The organism is Pseudomonas sp. AC255 (assembly GCF_979258175.1).
Map to the genome: position 1 here is coordinate 3,367,884 of NZ_OZ409841.1, position 20,934 is coordinate 3,388,817.

Annotated in this window: 25 protein-coding genes and 3 pseudogenes; 13 read left to right on the forward strand and 15 right to left on the reverse strand. The window is 56.7% G+C overall.

The features are described from left to right. Positions 1–40: 40 nt before the first annotated feature. From ACZZ0K_RS15270 to ACZZ0K_RS15330, 13 genes and pseudogenes are all read right to left on the reverse strand, one after another. Positions 41–385 (reverse strand): head decoration protein, encoded by a 345-nt coding sequence (locus tag ACZZ0K_RS15270; protein ID WP_137215300.1) that lies wholly within the window; start codon positions 383–385, stop codon positions 41–43. Next, entirely contained in the window at positions 382–1,536 is a 1,155-nt protein-coding gene (locus ACZZ0K_RS15275) for a head maturation protease, ClpP-related (RefSeq protein ID WP_463559181.1), read from the reverse strand. The genes ACZZ0K_RS15270 and ACZZ0K_RS15275 overlap by 4 nt, the downstream gene beginning before the upstream one ends. Further along, a complete protein-coding gene (locus ACZZ0K_RS15280; protein ID WP_463559182.1) occupies positions 1,533–3,014 on the reverse strand; it encodes a phage portal protein in 1,482 nt (493 codons plus the stop codon). Before ACZZ0K_RS15280 ends, ACZZ0K_RS15275 begins: the two co-directional genes overlap by 4 nt. Then, positions 3,014–3,220: a phage head-tail joining protein gene (locus ACZZ0K_RS15285; RefSeq protein WP_008087653.1), complete on the reverse strand. Its 207-nt coding sequence runs from the start codon at positions 3,218–3,220 to the stop codon at positions 3,014–3,016. Before ACZZ0K_RS15285 ends, ACZZ0K_RS15280 begins: the two co-directional genes overlap by 1 nt. Before the next feature lies 1 nt (position 3,221). After that, positions 3,222–5,246, reverse strand: coding sequence for a phage terminase large subunit family protein (locus ACZZ0K_RS15290; protein ID WP_463559183.1), 2,025 nt, complete (start codon positions 5,244–5,246; stop codon positions 3,222–3,224). Between the two features lie 4 nt (positions 5,247–5,250). Beyond that, positions 5,251–5,841 carry a terminase small subunit gene (locus ACZZ0K_RS15295; RefSeq protein WP_463559184.1) on the reverse strand — a complete coding sequence of 197 codons (591 nt, stop codon included), beginning with the start codon at positions 5,839–5,841 and terminating at the stop codon, positions 5,251–5,253. Between the two features lie 133 nt (positions 5,842–5,974). Beyond that, positions 5,975–6,319, reverse strand: coding sequence for a phage holin family protein (locus ACZZ0K_RS15300; RefSeq protein WP_034156347.1), 345 nt, complete (start codon positions 6,317–6,319; stop codon positions 5,975–5,977). A 190-nt stretch (positions 6,320–6,509) separates the two neighbouring features. Continuing rightward, positions 6,510–6,992 carry a hypothetical protein gene (locus ACZZ0K_RS15305; protein ID WP_227234940.1) on the reverse strand — a complete coding sequence of 161 codons (483 nt, stop codon included), beginning with the start codon at positions 6,990–6,992 and terminating at the stop codon, positions 6,510–6,512. After that, positions 6,985–7,323: a hypothetical protein gene (locus tag ACZZ0K_RS15310; protein ID WP_463559185.1), complete on the reverse strand. Its 339-nt coding sequence runs from the start codon at positions 7,321–7,323 to the stop codon at positions 6,985–6,987. The genes ACZZ0K_RS15305 and ACZZ0K_RS15310 overlap by 8 nt, the downstream gene beginning before the upstream one ends. Next, a pseudogene (locus ACZZ0K_RS15315) lies at positions 7,320–10,018 on the reverse strand (DUF5906 domain-containing protein). The gene ACZZ0K_RS15310 and the pseudogene ACZZ0K_RS15315 overlap by 4 nt, the downstream one beginning before the upstream one ends. After that, on the reverse strand, positions 10,015–10,221 hold the full coding sequence (locus ACZZ0K_RS15320; RefSeq protein WP_101158491.1) for a TraR/DksA C4-type zinc finger protein: 207 nt from the start codon (positions 10,219–10,221) through the stop codon (positions 10,015–10,017). Before ACZZ0K_RS15320 ends, ACZZ0K_RS15315 begins: the two are co-directional and overlap by 4 nt. Beyond that, on the reverse strand, positions 10,214–10,702 hold the full coding sequence (locus tag ACZZ0K_RS15325) for a phage regulatory CII family protein (RefSeq protein WP_034156300.1): 489 nt from the start codon (positions 10,700–10,702) through the stop codon (positions 10,214–10,216). The genes ACZZ0K_RS15320 and ACZZ0K_RS15325 overlap by 8 nt, the downstream gene beginning before the upstream one ends. 139 nt (positions 10,703–10,841) lie before the next feature. Next, positions 10,842–11,051: a Cro/CI family transcriptional regulator gene (locus ACZZ0K_RS15330; protein ID WP_073473042.1), complete on the reverse strand. Its 210-nt coding sequence runs from the start codon at positions 11,049–11,051 to the stop codon at positions 10,842–10,844. A gap of 113 nt (positions 11,052–11,164) precedes the next feature. On the opposite strand from ACZZ0K_RS15330, the pseudogene ACZZ0K_RS15335 reads away from it, so the two are divergent. The 9 genes and pseudogenes from ACZZ0K_RS15335 to ACZZ0K_RS15375 form a co-directional block, all read left to right on the forward strand. Beyond that, a pseudogene (locus tag ACZZ0K_RS15335) lies at positions 11,165–11,965 on the forward strand (LexA family transcriptional regulator); the annotation flags it as partial. Between the two features lie 351 nt (positions 11,966–12,316). Next, on the forward strand, positions 12,317–12,688 hold the full coding sequence (locus ACZZ0K_RS15340; RefSeq protein WP_415763242.1) for a hypothetical protein: 372 nt from the start codon (positions 12,317–12,319) through the stop codon (positions 12,686–12,688). 10 nt (positions 12,689–12,698) lie between these two features. After that, a complete protein-coding gene (locus ACZZ0K_RS15345) occupies positions 12,699–12,974 on the forward strand; it encodes a hypothetical protein (RefSeq protein ID WP_201192734.1) in 276 nt (91 codons plus the stop codon). Then, a complete protein-coding gene (locus ACZZ0K_RS15350) occupies positions 12,971–13,354 on the forward strand; it encodes a hypothetical protein (RefSeq protein ID WP_415763243.1) in 384 nt (127 codons plus the stop codon). Before ACZZ0K_RS15345 ends, ACZZ0K_RS15350 begins: the two co-directional genes overlap by 4 nt. After that, positions 13,351–13,593, forward strand: coding sequence for a pyocin activator PrtN family protein (locus tag ACZZ0K_RS15355; RefSeq protein WP_415763244.1), 243 nt, complete (start codon positions 13,351–13,353; stop codon positions 13,591–13,593). The genes ACZZ0K_RS15350 and ACZZ0K_RS15355 overlap by 4 nt, the downstream gene beginning before the upstream one ends. A gap of 82 nt (positions 13,594–13,675) precedes the next feature. Then, positions 13,676–14,083 (forward strand): hypothetical protein, encoded by a 408-nt coding sequence (locus tag ACZZ0K_RS15360; protein WP_463559186.1) that lies wholly within the window; start codon positions 13,676–13,678, stop codon positions 14,081–14,083. Positions 14,084–14,405: 322 nt separating this feature from the next. After that, positions 14,406–15,587 carry a tyrosine-type recombinase/integrase gene (locus ACZZ0K_RS15365; RefSeq protein ID WP_463559187.1) on the forward strand — a complete coding sequence of 394 codons (1,182 nt, stop codon included), beginning with the start codon at positions 14,406–14,408 and terminating at the stop codon, positions 15,585–15,587. A gap of 300 nt (positions 15,588–15,887) precedes the next feature. Further along, entirely contained in the window at positions 15,888–16,211 is a 324-nt protein-coding gene (locus tag ACZZ0K_RS15370) for a type II toxin-antitoxin system RelE/ParE family toxin (protein ID WP_415763247.1), read from the forward strand. Further along, positions 16,208–16,540 carry a helix-turn-helix domain-containing transcriptional regulator gene (locus ACZZ0K_RS15375; protein WP_415763248.1) on the forward strand — a complete coding sequence of 111 codons (333 nt, stop codon included), beginning with the start codon at positions 16,208–16,210 and terminating at the stop codon, positions 16,538–16,540. The genes ACZZ0K_RS15370 and ACZZ0K_RS15375 overlap by 4 nt, the downstream gene beginning before the upstream one ends. A gap of 237 nt (positions 16,541–16,777) precedes the next feature. On the opposite strand, the gene ACZZ0K_RS15380 is transcribed toward ACZZ0K_RS15375, so the two are convergent. Then, positions 16,778–16,963 (reverse strand): YjzC family protein, encoded by a 186-nt coding sequence (locus ACZZ0K_RS15380; protein ID WP_415763249.1) that lies wholly within the window; start codon positions 16,961–16,963, stop codon positions 16,778–16,780. 624 nt (positions 16,964–17,587) lie between these two features. Here ACZZ0K_RS15380 and ACZZ0K_RS15385 point away from each other — a divergent pair. The 3 genes and pseudogenes from ACZZ0K_RS15385 to ACZZ0K_RS15395 all read left to right on the forward strand — a co-directional run. Next, positions 17,588–17,833 (forward strand): annotated as a pseudogene (locus ACZZ0K_RS15385) (site-specific integrase); the annotation flags it as partial. 22 nt (positions 17,834–17,855) lie between these two features. Continuing rightward, positions 17,856–18,401 (forward strand): GTP cyclohydrolase I FolE, encoded by a 546-nt coding sequence (gene folE, locus ACZZ0K_RS15390; protein ID WP_205970537.1) that lies wholly within the window; start codon positions 17,856–17,858, stop codon positions 18,399–18,401. 102 nt (positions 18,402–18,503) lie between these two features. Continuing rightward, the gene (locus ACZZ0K_RS15395; protein ID WP_463559189.1) at positions 18,504–18,875 is read left to right on the forward strand and encodes a glutathione S-transferase N-terminal domain-containing protein; all 372 of its coding nucleotides are present in this window, start codon (positions 18,504–18,506) and stop codon (positions 18,873–18,875) included. A gap of 167 nt (positions 18,876–19,042) precedes the next feature. On the opposite strand, the gene ACZZ0K_RS15400 is transcribed toward ACZZ0K_RS15395, so the two are convergent. After that, positions 19,043–20,209, reverse strand: a complete 1,167-nt coding sequence (locus ACZZ0K_RS15400) for an aminotransferase-like domain-containing protein (RefSeq protein WP_463559190.1) — start codon at positions 20,207–20,209, stop codon at positions 19,043–19,045. Between the two features lie 81 nt (positions 20,210–20,290). On the opposite strand from ACZZ0K_RS15400, the gene ACZZ0K_RS15405 reads away from it, so the two are divergent. Continuing rightward, positions 20,291–20,737 carry a MarR family winged helix-turn-helix transcriptional regulator gene (locus ACZZ0K_RS15405; RefSeq protein ID WP_056786765.1) on the forward strand — a complete coding sequence of 149 codons (447 nt, stop codon included), beginning with the start codon at positions 20,291–20,293 and terminating at the stop codon, positions 20,735–20,737. The last annotated feature ends 197 nt before the right edge of the window (positions 20,738–20,934 follow it).

The window sequence follows — 20,934 nt, forward strand, 5'->3', positions numbered from 1 at the left end:
TCCCGCACGCGGCGGGATGCAAAATAAAGAGGGAAATGCTTTAGCGGACGATCAGCGAATGTGCGGCCAAGGCTTTCTCAGCGGCCAGATCGAGGCCGGTCAAGTGCGCTTCGCTGACCTCGGCCAGCCGCACCACGGCGCGACCGCGACGCACCACGTCGGATTCGCCGAGCGGGCCGTACAAAATGGCGACAGCGTTTTCAGTGCCGTCCTCAGCAGTCGGTTCGTACGGTGCGAATTCGCCGGTGGCGGTCACCAGCCCCAGAATTTGTCCCGGCCACAATGCTGGACCCGCCGCGACATTGATCGCTTCGCGCGAGATCGTGCCGGCGCCCTCGGACAGCAGGAATTCACCCGCGTGCATCGGTTCCTGTTTGATGGTCATGCTCGTGCTCCTTTCGCGCCGCGCGCGGTTCCAGTTTGAGCCGCTTGGCGAGCAGCCCAAATCGAGTTGGGGTCAGGTTGTTTGGCCAGCACCTTGGGTGCCGGGTCGTCCGCCAGCGGCAGACTGTTATCGATTTCAAAGCCCTTGCCGCTGGTGACAATCTTGTCGAACAGACGCGCACGCACCGCCGCAGCGTCCAGCCCTGCCGCGACATACTCGGCGCTGAATTCCGGCAGACGCGCGGCCACGCAGAGGTCGTTCACCGCCTTGGCGCGTGCCAGGCCGGTGAGCACGATTTCCTCGCTTTCGAGCTGGGTGGAATTGAGCAGCGGCTCGATCAGGTTGCTGATGCCCGCCGCCGTGCAGCGCTGAGTAATCATCAATGCCAACTTGGCCGAGTCCACTACAGGCGGCACCTGCGGCGGATCGACAGGTTCGAGTTCGGGATCCGATTCAGGTGGCTCATCGAGCTGGGCCAGCAATTCAGGCGGCGCGTTCTGAAATCGTTGCAGTACCGCGCCTTGACCGAGACAGGCTTTGACCTTCACCCCGTCACCCACTTCATCAGCCAGACCCAAAGCCACCGCTTCGTTGGCGGTCAGCCAGGTTTCAGCCGCCACCAAACGCCGCAGCTCCACCTCATCAATGTCGGGCGCCTTGGCCTTGTACGCGGCGATGATCGCTTCCATGGTCTGGTCGAGGACGTCGGCGACCTTGCGGAAGTCTTCCGCATCACCGGCGGCGTAGGTCCACGGGTTGTGAATCATCAACATCGCGTTGGAAGCGATCACCACCCGGTGCGCACCGCACACGGCGACACTGGCGGCACTGGCGGCGAGCGCATCGATACGTCCGGTGCAACGCTCGCCCAGACGCGACAGCGCGTTGTGCATGGCGAGACCGTCAAACAGGTCACCGCCGATACTGTTGAATGCGGCGATCACGGGCGAAACACCATCATCCATGGCGCGCAGATCCTGCACGAACTGATTGGCAGTGATGCCCCACGCGCCGATCTCGCCATAGACGAAAACCTCGATCACTCGCTCGATGGCTTCTCCGCTGGCCTGCAGGGCGTACCAGGTCTTGTCCTGAACTTCGATACGCTTGCCTGCGCGGTTGTAAATGCGCGGTCGCGCTTTCTTGCTCATGGTTGCTCCTTGTCGTCGGTGTCATCGACGGCATCAAGGGTGTTGTAGTTGAGGCCCAGTTTTGTGGCCCGTGCCAGATCGGCGGCGTTTTCAAGATCGACCGTTTCGGCGTCGTAGCCGGTGCGCAGCACCATCTCACTGCGAGAGGAAAAGCCGGCCTGTACTTCCATCCGGCGTGCCTGCACGTCCTGTACTGGCTGGATGTAGGCCCAGCCTTGAGGCACCCAGCGAGTGCGCAGGTACTGGCGGCGTTTCTGTGCGTAATCGTCCAGCACCAGGACGCCCGAAAGAACAGCCATATCCATCCACGCTGCTCGTACTGGGCGGCAGAGTTGATGGACATACACGCTGAACTGCAGTTGTTCGAGGCGGCGCCGAAACTCGTTGAGTACCACCCGAAGTGCTCGGTCGTTGATTCCGCGCATGTCCCCGGTGAGGATCTCGTAAGGCGTACCCGACCCCGCTGCAGCAGCCATCAGTTGTTGCCGCATGAAGTCCGGGTAATTGTTGCCAGCGTCTGGCGGTTTGGAGAACTCAACCTCCTCTCCCGCGCCCAGTTCCTGCATGGTGCCGGGTTCGAGCGCGACCATCGGCGTGAAGCCGTCTCGATCCAGATCGAGCGGCTGACCGGTCACCGGATCTCTGGGAAGGGGTCCCGAGTCCGGCGCTGGACGCTTGATGAAACCGGCAAACAGGTTGGCCACCTCTTGGCGGAACAACACCGCGTCGTCGTAATTGTCGAGGCTGCGCAGGCGCTTGAGCACCGGCGACAATCGCGGCACGCCGCGCAACTGGCCTGGCTCCACCGGTTCGAAGATGTGCAGCACCTGGGTCGCCGGCACGCGGACCAACTGGTTGTAACCGGCGTTCAGCGAGGCAGCATCGCGCGGATGCGACAGGTACATCCAGTACGCCACCCTCTTCCCGCCGGGGGTGAACTCGATGCCAGCGCGGATGACGTTGCCGTTTTTGGTAGTCTCGAACTTATCGTGGGGCACGAATTCCGGTGCGAGGATCTGCAGCTGCAGCGGAACGGCCAAGCCTTCATCAAGCCCGCGCGGACGCAACCGTACGAAGCACTCGCCAGAGGTTTCCACCGTGCGCGCCACCAGCGCCTGCTGGCCGTAGAAGTCGGTGCGATCATCCGCGTCCGACTCATCGACCCAATCTCCCCACAGCTCCTGCAGCAGTTTGCGCAAAGCATCATCGTCGGTTGTCGGCCGAGGGGTGATGCCGGTGCCGATCAGGTTGCTGACGCGCTTGTCGATCACGTTGAAGGCATACGGATCATTGCGAACCGCCGCCCGCGAGCGCGACCGCAGATTGCGCAGGGCGGGAGTGTTGATGCTGTTGATCCCGTTATCGGGAGCGTCCCAGCCAGTGGAGCGTCGCCCTTCTCCAGCGCCTTCGTAACTGGCCTTGATGTTGGACGGCAGGACAAATCCGTTACGGGTCAGAGTTGGGAAGTGTCGGGCCATCAGACCCCCTTCCCTGCGTGGTACAGCCGGACCACGCGCGAACGCGGCCCGGCTGCGCTGGCAAGCGACGAGCGTATTTCCTCGCGCGCCTTGAGCAGTTCATCGACCGTTCGATATTCCACGGTACGGTCGGTGTAGCGCACAGTTTTCTCACCGCGAGCAATGGCAGCCTCAACCGCGTCGAGGTGCTTTTTTGTAAAGGACATATCAGCGTCTCTTCAGATAGCCGCTGGCAGAGCTGCGGCGTTGAGGGGGTGCTGCCGGTCGCGATTGTGTAACCGGTGCAGCGGGTGGTGGTGCGGGTTGGGCTTGGCGTACAGCAGCGGGCGCCGGTGTTAGCTCAGCATCAAGTCGCTCGCCTTGAACAGGCTTGATGCCGAGGACATCGTCGAACAGACCTGACTGGGCCAGCGCCTGACGCACCCGGTCCCAATCGTGTTCCTGGTAGCGGTTGATGCCGAGGTAATGCGCCATCGCGAGGCAGTACACCATCAGGTCGAGCGCTTCGTTGCGCTCGGCCTTGCCCTTCACCCACTCGATGCGCTTGTGGCCGCGCACGTAGCGCACGACTTTGCGTTCGGCGACGCACTGGGCGAAGAATTCGTCCGGCAGATCGTTGGCAAAGTGCAGCGATCCCGGACCGTCCGGGAATGGATAACGGTTGTAGATCCAGTCTTTGGCGGTGTCGGTGCCGACGAACCACAGCTCGGCGCCGTTGCGTTCGGTCTGGCCTTTCCACGTCACGTCGACCATGGACGGGCGCTGTGCGATCACTGGCCTGCCAGGTTTGCTTGCGCCCTTGATGGCGAAGGTGTTGCGCCAGCGTCGAACGCGGCAGAACTGGTAGACCTCATCGGTGTGATGACCGCCGGAGTCGACGCCCACGGCGAGAATCGCCAGACCCACACCGCAGGGATGCCGGTAACGTGCCTTGAGTTTCTCGTCCAGCACCGCCCAAGTGCGTTCGTCTGCCGGGTCGCCCCAGATGATTTGGTGGTCAACAACCCAGCGCTCCATGCCGACGCCGAAGCCCATCACCATCAACTCCAGACGGTTGGCTTGGACGTCGACGGCACCGGTCAGCATCAGCACACCGACCGGCATCGAACCGAGGGTGTAGTTTTCCAGCCGCGCCCGAGCGATCAGCACTTCCGCCTTGGTCTGTTCGAGTGCGCTGTCCCAGACCTTAGCCAGACGGGTGTTGTAGAACACCTGCATCAGACTCGTGTCGCCTTGGGCCTGAGCTTTCTTGGCGTCTTCAAACTCCTCGGCAAGGCCGGCCCAATCCATCCAGCCGGTCGGCGAATACAGCGCGTTGAGATGAAAGCCAACGGTTTTTCCGTCGCCACCCGCATGGGCGCGCCACTCGCCTCGGGCGAGCATGTCGCTCTTGTGGTGTTCCTCGATCAGCACGTCGCATTCAGGTGCTGCGCACTCGTAATGCACAGTGCTGAGGTCCTTGCTGTAGTGCAGCCGCTCCCATTCCAGCACCTGCATATGGCCGCAGGTGGGGCACGGCACGTAGTAGTGTCGCTGGTCGCTGGACTCGAACAGATCCGCAATTCGCGATGCGCCCTTGATCGTTGGCGAGCTGGAAAAATAGATCTTGGCGTTACGGCCGAAGTTGGTCGCCCGCGTCTCGGCCAGCCGGATGGGATCACCCTCCTGGCCGACGTCATTCTCCCAACGGTCGACTTCGTCGCCGTAGATATAACGCGCCGACAGCTCCGAAAGGTTGGCCGCAGAACCAGCCGTGGTGACGTACAGCGAGCCGCCCTCGAATTCCTTGGTGTCCATCGTGTTGCGTGCGTCCCGCGAGCGGGTGGCCGCGACCCGTTCGCGCAGAACGGGCGTGGCCTTGATGGTCTTGCTGATCCGCCCAGACACTCGCTTGGACAGCCCAAGGCTGGGGAGCAGCGCCAGGATGTTCGACGGTGCCATGTGGATCAGGCCGCCCATCCAGTTCAGGGCGATCTGCGTTTTCATCAGCTGCGAGGCCACCATGGTGATCACGCGTCTGCAAGGGTGAGCGGGCGACAGGCAGCGCATTGGCTCGCGGGCATAAGGTGTTCGAGAGGTGCGGTACTGGCCGGGTTCAGGGGCGCCGGTGTCACGCGGAATTCGCATGTACTCGTCGGCCCATTCGTCGATCCAGAGATCTGGGTCGGGGCGCAGTCCACGGAAATATGCCTCACGGTACACCTCTGCACCGTCAGGAAATTCCGTGTGCATGGGTTCAGTCCGTTGTCATGGCGTGGTCAAGGTCTGCTGAAGAGAGGCGCTCGGCTTCCTCCAGCGTTCGACGGAAGGTGGCGGTCAGGTGCTTTTCGATCAGCCAGGGATCGGTCATGGCTGCAAGGTCGTGGGACAGTTGCGGCAAAGGGCCGAACAGTTGATCGCGCAGCAAGCGGCCTGCGTTGTAGGCGCCGGTTTCTACCGCTTCTTTGGAGACCAGCGAACCTTGAGCTTTGCCCAGTTCGATCTCCGCCAGCTTGGCCATGTTGTGCTCACGCAGGGCGCGGGACTTCTGGTAGTCAGGGTGTTTGCCGTCGACTGGCATCAGGTGCGGCGGCGCAGCCGTGGAAGTCGGCTCGGTCAGAGGAGACAGTTGGCTGTAAACGTCGCGCTGAATCCGGTCCTGCTGGTGTCGCTCGGCTACGGCAGCCTTGCTGGGATCGCTGGTTTTATCGAGCAGCGCCTCGGTGGCCTCAAGGTCGATTTTGCCGTTCTCGGTAAGCACCAGCCGATCCTGACTGGCCAATTTTGAAACATAGGATTTGGCCCAACCGCGGCGGGCCGCAAACTCCGTTTTGCTGATGATTGTCATGCTTAATTCTCCAGTTCACCCCGCGAGTTCACCTGTTCACCTCAGTTCACTTAGCTGGTGAACCTTCCGCTAACACAGTCCCGCGGGTTTCCGACCCCGTACCCTCCGAATAACCCTAGGGTCCCCGGCGGTTTCAGGCTGGTCCGCCGCCATTCGGCGGGACATCGCACACGCCAAGCCGCTTGGCAGCCCAGCGTTCGTACAAGCCGATGGCAACATCTGCACCGGCCATTGCCGTGAGACAACCCAAGGCGCCCGCCGTCCAGAGCGACATGCCCGCCGCGATCATCAGCATCATTGCCGAGACTCCGCAGACAATGCAGGCACCGGATCGAAGCGCAAGCCGACGCATCAGCGCCCAGCCACGGGCACCATCCTTGTCTGCTCGCCACATCTCACCGGATACGCCGCCGACCAGAGCCAGGACGATCACCAACCAGATCGGCATTTCTGCCAGCGCTTGCTGCTCATTTGTCATGTTGTGCCTCAAGTGAAGGAGCATGCCGAACACAAAAAGAAAACCCCGCCGGAGGGCAGGGTTTTCAATGTCGCGGCATACGCCAGGACGAAGTGCACAGCACGTGCTCGGGGAAGCGCCAAGGCGCAGAATCCATATCGTGGGGACTTTTTACCCCCTGAGTACGGAACCGAAAAGGGGGCATTTTCGGTTATCCAACTTGACGCAACTTTGACGCAACTTTGAGGAGACTTTGAGGTAAAGCGCCCCGACCAACGGTAAGCCACTTACGTGCGTCCTTGCGCTCGGCCAGCACCTCAAACAGTCGGACATGAAGACGATGCACAAGATCGTAGTAGGTTTGCTTCGCCTTTGAGACGTAGCCCAGTTCGTGCATCTGCGCTGCCCATGTCGGTGCAGGATCAAAGCCGTAACGCATAACTGCCAACTGTTGCAGCCTTTCACCCCGACCATCTTGCCGGGCAATCTCGGAAAGGGCGGCACCAATTTCCTGCGCAATTGCATCTGGACCCGCACCACCGCCGAGAAGGATCCGAGAACCGGGTGTGCCCCGCGGCGCACAACCGCCCCACTCCATGATCGTCGCCATCGGGCTACCCATGCCTCCGGCTTCACCGGCGTGTCGGCATTGCTCGCCCCAATGTTTCAGCAACAACTCCATCGCCTCAATCATTGCCCTGCCCCCGTAAAACCCAACCCAACACAGAAAAACCGCAACCCGACACAAACCCAACACAGATAAATCCCTTTAAATTCAATGCTTCAATCAAACTTGAGTTGAGTGTGTTGGGTTTGTTGGGTTTATCAGTCTTCGCATAAGAAAAAATTCGTTCCGTTGAATTCGTTGCAAATAACGTCGTGCATGCGCGTGCGCGACACAAAACCCAACACACCCCACACAATACCCGCGAAGGCATGTAATTCGGGCACTCAAATTGTGTGGGGTATTCAAAATCAACCCGACACACACTCGACACACCCAACACACTTTTGAAAATAGTCATGCTGCAAGCGCCTTGATGTGATCCCAGCTGTCCACGTGCCAGCCCGCCAGCTTGGCCTTCGCCCGCCAGTTCTCTACCTGCTTGCCCAGCTCTGCCGCCTTGAGTGATGGGGGCGGGGAAGCATCCAGATCCACAGGAAAGAAAAACGCGCCGAAGCGACGGTTATTGCCGTCAGTCCAGGGTATCGCCCGCGTTTTATCCACCTCGGAACTGATAAATAGAGAGAACTTGGTCTGACTCATAACGTGCTCTTTGTTGCGCTGGCACCATTCGAGAAACAACGAATAGAGGTCGGTCGATAGACACGGTCCCCAAAGCCCATGCCCCAGCTCGCTGTACTTCCACAGATGCAAGAATGTTTGCCAGCCGGCCCGACTCAAGGCGACCAAACGCTCACGCGCCTCTGTCGATGGCGGCCGCGTGCGCTGGTTGAAGTCCCCTAGATCGACCGACAGTAACCAACCGTAGAGCGCCGCCACCCCACCCTGCTCTAGTTCACGACCAATCGCCTTTTGCCGTGCGACTGGCAGAGTCTCCATAGGCCACATGACTAGCATTCGACGATCACTGTCGCTGATTGGCCAGGGAAGAATCTCGTTGCTGAGAAACACCGCATTCATATGGTTGGCTTCTTCCCAGCCATTAATGAATTTCGACTCCATCCGCACCGTTTTACCAGTGATCAAGTGCTTGATCTTGCCCACCTGGTTGTAACGTTGATCGCGACTGACGACCTCTTCAAAGACCGACCACAATTTGCGGCTTTGCCACGCGTTGAAACTGCTTTCCAACTGCGTCTGACCAACAGTCGCCGCGTATTGGCCATAAAGCATGCCGAGCGCGTCAGCGAACAACAGGCTCTTGCCCGAACCTTCCATGATCGAATGCATCAACACAGCGGTGTCCATCTTGGCGCCCAAGTGCTGCAGCGGATACGCCAGCCAGCGAGTTAGCCAATCGGTTGCAGCTTCATCATGGTTACAAAGAAATGAGATCAACCAACGCAGGTTGGCACACGCTGCATCATCTCTGACTGGCTCAAGCGGCAACCCGTCAAAGGTATTGATGTACACCGCAGGATCCTTCGTCATTGTCGGATCAAACACGATGTGTTCAACATCGACGGTGCGGCGCTCGCTGCTGTTCAGCCACAGCGGGTAAGTGTCACCCAGCGCCATCTTCACCGCGCCCTCGGCTATGCGCCGCTTCTTTTCGCGATCCCAAACGTCTTTGGTGCCATCGATGTAAACGTAGCGATCGGTTGGAGACATCCCGAATGCACCGCCTTTCTTCCCAGCCATGCGGCGCGCCTGCTCGATCTCGCGAACATGATCGTCAGAAATCAGCCTCTTTCCGGTGTCGTCCAACCAGGCTTTGGCCAGTGGCTTGCCCACACGAGCTTCGAAGGCGGACTTCTTCATTACCTTCGATTGGTCGCAATCCCACACATGAGTGGTGCCCTCAACCAGCGCAAAACGACGAAGTATGTGATCCAGCGTTATGACCTCCCCCGCCCCCCATCAGGAGCAGGAGCGGCCTCGCTGGGCGAGCATGTGTCGTCGGAGATCGGCCCGCTCAATTCACCGGATGGGGTCGGGGGAAGATCATTCGCATCTGAACGGGCGGCGTATTGCATGCCCAACATTCGCGCAGCATCCTTCACAGCCTTCGACTGGTCGCCACCGTGCTCGAGTAAGCAGAACACTTCAAAGGCGTCATTCTGATGCCCGTTCGCGAGAGGGTCAGCACCGTGGTGCGAATAAACCTTGTCCTCGCTGATCGTCACTCCTGGCAGACCGGTGCTGCTTTGAGGGTACAGCCACTTATTGCCTCGCTTGATGTATCCATGGACACGAAGAAGCTCCGCGACATCGTGACAGCGGTTGAATTCATCAATTACCGAGGGCCGTTTGCCGCCACCGAGTGCAGGACGCTTTTGGGCTTTGACCGGTGGCTTCGGTGGCGCAACCGCCCATGGACACGCAGCTTCAGCATCTCGCTTAAAGAACTCCCAATTCTGCCAAATGGTAAGCAGTTCGTTGGTCAGCGTCGGCAACCCGTCAGTAGCACTTGGAGCAGTTTTCCAGATGTAAGGTTTGCCGGTACCGGGATGAATTGATGGTGGAAATACGTCTTGCACCAATCCCGCACGTAGTTCAAAGACCGTGAAGCGTTTGAACGGTTCTGCTTCGGTTCGTGCAGCAGCTGCTGCGGCAAGATCACCCTGCTCTTTCGCGCACTTGGCCTTGTCCATCAACCCTTTGAAAATCGAACCGTCCGGGTCTTTTTCATTCGGCCATGAAAGTGAATGACGCGTGAGTTCAATGCCTTCCGGCAACTTGAAAACCACCCGGAATCGCAGCGGATTCCCGACGATAGTCGGGAACACCACTGCCATTGCATCAAGGTCAAGGCCCAACAGTTCATACAGAACATGACGGGTCCATTGAACGTCATCAACATCCAATGAACAAACGCGGCTCGGCCCCAGCACGACGCCAAGGTTGTGATTTGGGTTTCGTTGCCAGAACGCCTCGGCCGTGTCGGCGTCGGTGATATAGCCTCCGGGCTTATTCCACCCTAGGCCTTTCGGAGCCTTTTCACCTGGATCAATCGATACGAGTGCCAAGTCAAAAGTACTGATGTAACGCTTTGCCCATGTAGCGATGGCTGTTCCTTTGCCCGACTCACTCATCGCCGGGCCTCCCGCAACTCCTGACAAGAGACGCAGGTCTCGCAACCTTCAACCTTCTGCTGTCGAAGCAACGGGATTGGTTCGTCGCAGTCGTCACAGAACTGCGCGCTAACGCGGCTCGATGGCACGCGGCGACTACGATGAATAGCAACATCAAGCAGGTATTGCGCCTGCTCGTTTGCGCGGTCGATATCATCAGCCATTGATGCGATCCTCCATCGCCTGACGAGCGCCCGCCATGATTCCAAGGACTTCGCGGATCACATCCATTCCGTGCTTTTCGAGATCCACGACTTCATGAAGCTCCCAGACGTTGTCCGCCGCGCCGTCGTGCATCTTGGCCACGAATTCACCGGTTTCCCCGAGTAGCTTACCAACCGCTTTCAAGGCATCACGGGTTGCCGGTACGGCCACGGGCCGGTACCAAACCGCACCTGCTGGACGCATCAATGCGTCCAGCAAGCGTGGATCAGCGGTTAGCCTGATCACTTCCTCAAGCTCATCTGGATTCAGCCAGCGGCGTTCTTCATCGAGCTTGAGTTTTTTCTGGAGGGTGTCGTTGTCCAACACCATTTCAAAGGCAAGGGCGGTAATTCCGCCCTTGTAGTCACGACCGGCGCGATAGATCGCTTGGCGTAGTGGCAGGACCGGACCAGCGTCCGGCAAAAGATCTGTTCGACTCATAACCGTAAATCCCCTATTTACGGTGTAGCCATAGTCCAGGGTAAACCCTATCCTACGACCACGACCGATGTGCATGTGCTGTGTATCGTCGTAGTCGGGCTGGGGGATTCTTTGGTGAGAGGCCCCAGCTCGACACCTTTTAAGCGGCCCTGACCTTGCGGCGCGATCCGATTGGACGAATCTCTACCGCTGTACAGGCCCCCTTCTCATCAACCCGAACTCGAATATCCCGAGCTGAGTTGAGCATTTGAGAGACAGCGCTTTGCGATACCCCGATCAGTAAAGCCAGCTCTGGTTGAGTCTTACCCTCGGCGAAATCTCCCAAGGGAATTCCTATTTCGTTTGCCATCCACGTTTCCTCGAATGGGCGTTGCGGCACGGATATTAGTGTTACTTCTTTTAAACATCAAGAAAAAAGACGTATTGCTGTTTTGAAAAAATAAGTCTTCCTTATAAATTGGGATGCATGATTACCTCGATACCCTTTTCTGCCGACGACGAGACCCGAAAAGCCGAAGCCATGCGCTTGAAGGCTATTTATCAGGATCGCAAACGGCATGATCCCTCCCTTACCCAGGACAAAATCGCCGATCTGTGCGAATGGGCTGGGCAAAGCGTTGTCAGCCAATACTTAAATGGCCGAATCCCTCTCAACATCGGAGCGCTGATCAAATTTTCGAATGTCTTGGGCTTTTCGCTTGAAGAGGTAAGTCCACGTCTCGCTGCTCTCGCCGAAATGCCCCGCCTGCGGCATTCGCAGGGCGGCAATGAACGCTCAAGCCCCCCGACTGGGAAATGCATCAGATTGAAGTGTGGGATGACGAGACCCCGCTCGGGCCTGATGAAGTAGAGCTGCCATTCTTTAAGGAAGTGGAATTGTCTGCGGGTAATGGATCTCAGGTTAGGCTTGAAACAAATGGACGTAAGCTTCGCTTCGGGAAACGTACTCTCAAAAGAAAAAGCATCGATCCTGCTTCTGCTGGTTGCGCTCCAGTAACTGGGAACAGCATGGAGCCAGTGCTTCCGGATGGCAGTACCGTGGGTGTAGACACCGCGAATACAGTCGTTCAGGACGGCAAGATGTACGCCATTGATCATGACGGACAGTTGCGCGTGAAGCTTCTCTATCGATTACCAGGCTCAGGTTTGCGCTTACGGAGCTACAACACCGAGGAACACCCGGACGAACGCTACGATGGCGACTACGTCCAACAGCACATTCGTATCATCGGGAAGGTTTTCTGGTATTCGGTGATGCTTTAAGAGATCCCTCCCCCAAAGGCCCGTAAGGGTCTTTTTTTCGTCTACTAATTTTATTTACCATGTTTTATAAGTGATACTGTTGACATATTAAATCAGTAACACTAATTTTGCATCGGAATCTACCTCTCATCAAAGAGATCAAACCATGCAAATCACACAGCAAAGCAACACCCGCTGCCCTGTTTACCTGCACCCCTCCGCATGCAGCAGTCGCGCCGCAGTTGAAGACCTACAGCTTCGCACGGGACTTCTCGTCGTCAGCAACCCCAAGGGCCGTCCCGCCGCTATCAGGCCAGTCATTATCGCTAACACATCCGAAGCCACTGCAGGGCCACTCGGAGACGACGCGGCATGAATAACTACCTCATCCCCCTCACTAAACAAGACCTGCTGCATCACATGCTCCAGGTTGGTGGAGGTGCCGTTTGCCGTCTTCAACGACCAGAGCAAACCATCTATGCAAGGTTTGATGTGGAGCTCACTCAAAACAGCGCAGTCGTCAGCGTTGAATTGGGAGGTCGCACCGGCGAACTGACCCTCAAGCGGTCGGACCGAGCCAATCACCTTCACCTGCGGGATTTCATCCAGGACATTGCGAACGGCCGAATTGAATCAGCTCAACCCGCGCCACCCGAGCAGTCCGGCCGACTGGCGCAAATTGATCGAGCACTTGCGGACTCGGAAGCATTGCTTGCCCGCGTTCGCAAACTGATCGCTGCCTGAGGACTGCGCCATGAATCGCACCCTGGACGAAACAGCCGCATTGCTCGGACTCAAGCCCCGCGCCTTCCGCACCAGGTTGCGCGAGCTGAGCATTCTCAACAGCAGTGGCGATCTAGCCAGCCAGCACCGTGATCGCGGCTATCTGTATTCGGATCCGCGCAGCACCGTGATTCCGTCCCTCAACAAATGCCGTCATTACTCCGTGGTGATGGTGAAGGAAGAAGGGATCGAATGGTTGGCCAAGAAGCTAGGAATCATCATTAACAAAAAGGACGCCGCTGCATGAAAACCAACAACCTTAATGCCTACACGCAAGCCCTCGGCGCCCTGAAGCTGATCCCGATCTACTTGAACTGCCCGGGGGTAGTCAGCCGCGCAACGCTTGTTGGAGCCTCGACGGAAGCCATCCAATTAATGGAAAGCATGCCAGTACTAAGCACCGAGCTGGCCGAAGTATTCCGCTGCGTCAACAACGTGATCCTTGACGGGCAAGTCGCCTACGTTACGCCGACCAACTCGCCTGAGTACCCATTCGGCGCCGTAGTGGCTGACGCCAAGGGCAACATTTGTGCGGCTGCAATGGGCAAAAGTAAGGAAGGCCTGGCCGAGCTGATTCGCCTCAAGTTGCTGCCCCCATCGGAGGGGTACGGGGAGAACGCAGCATGAACAACACACTAGAACAATTGCGACGTCAATTCGCTACTCCATGCCCGACCCTGGCGGCAGTTCGGGAACAGTACTTCGCTCACATTCGCACCGACCGCTACCTACTTGCCGAGATAAAGGCAGGTCGTATCGCGCTGGTCGTGAAGCGTCTGCACGGGTCGGCTCGCGCCCAAAGAGTGGTGTACCTGCACGACCTGGCCGAGTTCCTCGACGCCCAAGCGGCTAAGCAAGCAGCTTGATTTGAACTTGGGTTACCACTTACACCCCCGCCGGCCTCTCACCAAGCATCCCGGCGGAGGATTTCACAGAGGCTCACAGCACATGACCACGATCCAAATTTGCGCGCTAATCATGCTAATCGCTTTTACCGGCCTCCTCGTATGGGCCGGCTACAAAATGGGACGTAGCGATGGAAAGCTAGAAGCGGACGATAGTCAGCACGCTGAGTTCGCCAAAACTATCCGTCAGTTGGAGGCTTCCGCCCAGTTCATTCGCACTGATCACCGCAATCTGGCGAGGCAGTGCAGAAAACTCAGAGAAAGCCAAACATTCGGATCAAAAGAGCAGCGAGTTCTGCTCGATATTGCAGAGCACCTCCGGGTTGCTGCTGAAACATTCAGTGCATTTCGCACAGGCAAAAAACTTGAGCGAGACACCCGGTTCCTTCGCGAGCAGGCACTGATCATGGCCGGGCTGCTGCAGGTGGTTGTGCAAGGAGAAGGCGTATGAACACCTCATTCTCCTACTTCGGACCAACTCACTATCGCATGTCAGATGAAAGCAGCGTGCGCTTACATGTTAGTGACCAAGTTCCGACTGGCAACAACCATTTACCCGCGCTACATGCTGAGAAAAACAAGCGTTGCGATGACACTGCGGAACCACCGCTGCCCTCCTACCACCTGGACAAAATTCCAGAAGACAAGATGGCCGAGTTGGTCGGCACCACACGCCGAGCGCTGCAAGGCAAGCGAGCGAGGGGCGTCATTCCCAAAGGTGTCTGGAACACCATCGATAGCCGCATTTACTACAGCCTGAGGAGATACGAAGCATGGCTCGAGAGCCAATGGGATTGCCCACCGGAGTTGAATTTGCTGGACAGTCCGTCCGCATTCGCTTCACCTGGAACGGGCAACGCCGCTGCGAAACCCTCCCCTATCCCCAAACGCCGAAGGGGATTAAGGCTGCCGCCGACTTACGCGCTAACGTAACCAGTCTGATTAAGCATGGCGTGCTCGATGATCAGCGCTACGCCGAGCTGTTCCCCAATTCCACTTATACCACCTACTCAGCGACTCCTCGTTTCGGGGAGTACGCCCAGGAATGGCTCAACAGTCGCGAGATCGTGGCCGGGACTCGAAAGAACTACCTTGGCTCGCTCAATCTGTACTGGATGCCCTATCTGGCGATGCTACCCATGGACAGCATCACGTCGGTGATGCTGCGCAAGGTAGTAGCCAATACAGAATGGCCGACGCCGGGTGTAAAGCGCGCGGCGATTCAGCGCCTGACCACGGTGTTCGGTACCGCAGTAAAAGACGGACTGATCAACCGTAACCCGGTGGAGTCCATCGAGCTGCCGGTAAAGGCCAAAAAGCCCATCGATCCGTTCACGGTTGGCGAGGCCAACCAGATCATTGATCACCTATATAAAACGCTGACCCATTCGATGCGGATCTACGCGGCCTACTTCGAGTTCGCCTTCTACACCGGCATGCGCCCCAGCGAGATCGCGGCGCTGCGCTGGGAAGAGGTCGACAAGGAAAAGCGGCTGGTGAACGTGTGTCGGATCGTCGCGGATTACAAGATCGAGGAGCGAACCAAAACCCGCAATGAACGGCAAGTGATGCTCAATAGCCGGGCGATGCACGCCATCGAGGTCGCCGAGCAAATTGCCGAACAACGTGCGAAACAGAGCCGTAGGAAGCAGCCGAAATCGCCCTATGTGTTCCCACCCACGAAGAATTGCGAGTTCATCCAGCAGTCCAGCGTCACCGACAAACACTTCCAGGCGGCACTGACCGAATTGGAGATTCGCGCCCGTCGGCAATACAACTGCCGACACACATACGCCACGATGTGCCTCATGGCGGGTATGAACCCTGCATTTATTGCGAGTCAGCTAGGTCACAACGTCCAGATGTTGCTTTCGACATATGCCAGGTGGGTTAACTCCGACACCGACTGGAGCGAAATCGGGAAACTTGAAAGGAGCATAATTCACTCGCTATGAGCCCAGGCCAGGCCAGGTCAGCTCCTAAGGAAACCCATAAACAACCGATATAAATTAGTCTTAAATACCAATAAGTTGATATTATTTATCGTTATTTTACTAGCGTTTCGCTGAGTTGATCCGACACATTCTCATCCATGGTCCACCCCTGGGCACCTCCCAATACGCATGCATTACAGATACACTGTCATCACCTTGCCACCACGCGCCATGCCAAAAAATCGGGGTGAATTTCGTCGAGCAGTCGGACCCGATACAAAATATCAATCAATGCAGTGTCTCTTTTAAGGTACATTTGTGATGTACGAAGTGGAACACGTACTGTCTGCCAATGGAGTGGATATTTACCAAGCTTGGCTCGACACCGTGCGAGACATGCGATGCAAAGCAAGAATCACCACCAGAGTCGACCGAGCCTCCCTTGGTCACTTTGGCGACACCGAGCCGGTAGGTGATGGGGTCTACGAAATGAAGTTGAATTTTGGTCCTGGATTCCGCGTCTATTACGCAATCCAAGATCGAAAGGTTGTTTTCCTTTTGGGCGGAGGCTCAAAGGATAGACAGCAAAACGACATCGAACAGGCCAAGGCTCTTTGGAACTCTTTTAAGGTGAAAAGAAAATGACAACTCGCACTCGTTCTCATGAAGATAGCGTTCTAGAAATGCTTAGAGACGACGAAGCATTTGCCATCGAATATCTTTCCGTAGCGCTTGAAGAAATCGACGAAATCGGTGGAGAGGATGCATTCCTTGTAGCCATTCGCCGACTCGTAGAGGCCAGGGGTGGCATGGGAACCCTCTCGCAGAGTACTGGCCTAGCCCGAGGCAATCTGTACAGATCCATAGCAGTAGGTGGAGACCCAAGACTTTCTACCCTTCTCAAAGTGCTTCAGGCACTAGGTATAGGAATGTCTAAAGTAGTCTCGCATCGAGCGGAAGAAGCTTGCGCCTGAGATAGTCGATACAGCAAAAAAATGCCTCAGCTATCCTGGGGCATTTTTTTTGCGGCAACGGAAGTAGCGAAATCTGAGGAATCTGAGGAATCACAACGGCTGAAAATCAATCAGCCGACACATGCAAGGGCTAAAGACCGAAGCAAAGCCGTAACCAGAAAAAAACGCTGTCATCACCATCAAACGAAACAGACCACAAAAACGAGAAGGCCGCGGATCAGATCCGCGGCCTTCTTTTTAACGCTTGCTATCAGGAGTCGTATGGGTTGGAACCCACGTGCTCCCCGGCTTGCTGGTTGGAGGTAACGGCTTACCATCAGGCACAGCCGCGAAATTATCTTTCAAGCCACCACGTGGGCCTTGCTCTTGAAAGATGCCGCCTTCTTTTCCGGTGCTTTGACCGGGTTTTTTACCTTCTGCCATGGAGATTCTCCCAATTGGCAATGATGCCTCGAAGGAGCTACAAACGCTGATACACATCACTACGTTGCGTAAAAACGCACGCGCATATAGAATCAATAAGCTTGTAGCTACTTGTTGGCTATGGTTTCTGATTTGGGAAGGTCTGCAAAATCGTCCCCAATTCAGCCTGGAAGTCCCGCGTGCGAAAGCACTCGGGACTTTTTTCATGGCGCCAAAAAAACGCCGTCAATTGCCGACCCCTACATCTAGAACCGACGAAGAGATAATAACCATCTCTTTTAAGAGAAATCAACTTATTTTTTATGCACATTGCCCTGTTGATAAGTCTGTGGATAAGTCAAAAGAGCTTGATGCTTGGATCAACCCGTTAGGCAATGAACAAAGGGGCTAGCTAGTATGCACGGCATGCAAAAAGCGATATCAAAATGCCACCATACTTATACACATGTATCTTGTGTATTTTAACTGGATCCAAATGAAACAACACTACATGTAGTGTTTCACCCTTCTAAAACAGAAAGCTAAATGATAGGAGTCAAATTTTCGGCTCCAGCGCATACCACTTAAGGAACTGTCAATCGAGGTGGTAATGCTGCGGCGATTATCAACCGCCCCCTTGAATAAATGACGGCACTGAGAATAGTGATTCGCGCCCGCCGGCAATACAACTGCCGACACACATACGCTACCATGTGCCTCATGGCGGGAATGAACCCTGCATTTATTGCCACTCAGCTGGGTCACAGCGTTCGGATGTTGCTCTCGACCTACGCCCGATGGATCAACCAGCACCGACTGGGCGAACTCGGGAAACTCGAAAACAGCTCGATTGGTACAAAATTGGTACAGACAGAACAAGTACCCTCCTGAAACCCTTATGGAATCAGCCTCTGTGACACTGGAACAGAATTACACCGCGATTCTCGGCCAACTGGGCGAGGACGTGTCCCGCGAGGGCCTGCTCGACACGCCAAAGCGTGCCGCCAAAGCCATGCAGTACCTCTGCCGCGGTTATGCACAGACGCTCGAAGAGGTCACCAATGGTGCCCTGTTCAGCTCCGACAACAGCGAAATGGTGCTGGTCAAGGACATCGAGCTGTATTCGTTGTGCGAACACCACTTGCTGCCGTTCATCGGCAAGGCGCATGTCGCCTATATCCCGAGCGGCAAAGTGCTGGGCCTGTCCAAGGTTGCGCGGATCGTCGATATGTACGCGCGCCGCCTGCAGATTCAGGAAAACCTCAGCCGCCAGATCGCCGATGCGGTGCAGCAAGTCACCGGCGCGCTGGGCGTGGCCGTGGTGATCGAAGCCAAGCACATGTGCATGATGATGCGCGGCGTCGAAAAGCAGAATTCGTCGATGATCACTTCGGTGATGCTCGGTGAATTCCGTGAAAACGCGGCAACCCGTAGCGAATTCCTCAGCCTCATCAAGTAATTCGCAACAGAAAAGAGCCGGCGTTGATCGCCGGTTTTTTTCGCCCGTGAAAAATCGGGTAAGCTGCGCGCCTTTCTTCATTTGCACCGTGAGGCTTTCAACGTGTTCGTCAAAGCGCTTCGTGTCGGCCTCGGCCAACTGGTTATCTTCGTCGATTTCATCACCCGCCCGGGGAAGAAAAAACGCCCCGCTGCTGCTCAGGCACAAGTCGACGCTGCCGCGAAAGATCTGACCCTGTACCAATTTCACGCCTGCCCGTTCTGCGTGAAAACCCGCCGCGCCCTGCATCGCCTGAATGTGCCGGTGGCGCTGAAAGACGCGAAGAACAACGAGCAGGATCGCCAGACCCTGCTGGAACAGGGTGGCCGAATCAAAGTGCCTTGCCTGCGAATTGATGAGAATGGGCAGACAACCTGGATGTATGAATCCAAGGTGATTATTGATTATCTGGATAAGCGGTTTGCTGCAGTCTGACATTGATGTGCTGTGGCTGATGGCGCCATCGCTGGCAAGCCAGCTCCCACATTGATCTCAGGTTGTAGACAAGAATTGTGGGAGCTGGCTTGCCAGCGATGAGGCCCGTCAAATCATCACAAAACTCAGACAATGATAAACCGGCCCTCCAGCCGGTTTATTGCTTATCAGGCCGCCCTCTCCATCTGCGCCCGCCGCACCACCGCCGCCAACCGCTTCAACCCCTCATCCAGCCGCGACGGATCAATGTGGCTGAAGTTCAAGCGCAAATGCCCATGATGCTTGTCCGGCTCGGGAAAGAACGGCTCACCGGGCATGAATGCCACATCATTGGCCAACGCCTCATTGAGCAAAGTGCGCGTATCCAGCGGTTGCTTCAGCGTCAGCCAGAAGAACAGTCCGCCTTGGGGCATGTCCCAGTCAGCCAGATCTGCAAAATGGCTTTTCAGCCCTAATTGAAACGCATCTCGCCGTAGCCGGTAGAAATCCCGCAACTCACTTAAATGCTGTTGATACTTTTCCGAGCCGATCCATTGCAGCGCCTGCCACTGACCGATGCGATTGGTGTGTAGATCCGCCGATTGCTTGAGCTTGAGCAGGTGCGGGAACAGATCCGCACTGGCAATCAGGTAACCGACACGTAAACCCGGAAGCAGGGTTTTCGAGACGGTGCCGGTGTAGATCCAGCTGGCTTTGTTCAGGCGCGCCGCAATCGGTTTTGCGCTGCCACCATCGAAAGTCAGTTCGCGGTATGGCTCGTCTTCGATGAGAGTGACGCCGAATTCATCGAGCAATGCCGCGACCGCTGCGCGCTTGGCCTCGCTGTAGCGCACGGCGGAGGGATTCTGAAACGTCGGGATCAGGTAGATAAACGCCGGGCGATGCTGTTCTAAACGATTACGCAATTGCGCGAGGTTGGGGCCGTCGGCTTCCTGCGGCACGGTCAGGCAATCGGCGCCGAACAGCTGGAAAATTTGCAGCGCGGCCAGATAAGTCGGCGCCTCCAGCAAAATTTCCGTGCCCTTGTCGATATACAGTTTTGCCGCCAGATCCAGAGTTTGCTGGGAACCACTGACCACCAGCACCTGACTCGCATCGCACTCGAGGCCCAGCGCCCTCGCCTCTGCCGCCAAAGCTTCGCGCAAGGCCGGCTCGCCTTCGCTCATGCCGTACTGACCCAGCGATAACGGCATCTCGTCCCACTCCACCTCCGGCAACATCGCCTCAGCGGGCAAACCGCCGGCGAACGACATGACCTCCGGACGCTGGGCCGCCGCGAGGATTTCTCGGATCAAAGAACTTTTAAGGCGCGAGACACGTTCGGAAAAAGCCATGGAGGTCACCGTAGCAAGGCATGCAGGAAATGAGTCAAACTGGTTGACTGAAATTACGACAGCTTGAGCGAGTACGTCAACATGCTTGACCTTAAAAACCCCTCCACTCAGCAACAGGCCATGGAAGCGTTTTTCTTCGGCTATCAGGCATTCACTGCCAAGGCTGATGAAATGCTCGAGCGTCGCGGCCTCTCGCGGGTGCATCAGCGCATCGTGTTTTTCATCGCGCGCTATCCGAACCTCAGCGTAAAAGAGTTGCTGGCCCTGCTGGGCGTGAGCAAACAAGCGTTGAACATGCCCCTGCGCCAGTTGCAGGAAATGCACCTGGTCGACAGCGTCGCTTCGCAGACGGACAAGCGTAAGCGCCTGCTTGAGCTGACGGCGGAAGGCGCGAAGTTCGAGCAAGCGCTGCGCCGTGAGCAGGTGAAATTGCTCGAGCGGGTATTTGCCGAGGCTGGGGAAGCGGCGGTGAATGGGTGGTTGGCGGTGAATCTGGCGCTTGGGGGGAATCAGCTGCAACTCGATTGACAGGACCGCCCTCTTCGCGAGCAGGCTCGCTCCCACATTGGAACGCATTCTCCTGTGTGAGCGAGCCTGCTCGCGTAGCCATCCTGATAGCCATATATCCCTATCGGCAAAAAAATCGCCGACAAAACAAAAAACAATATTTGCTTTATTTGTACACAAAAGCATAATCCACTGCGTGCGAGTTCCTGACTATACGG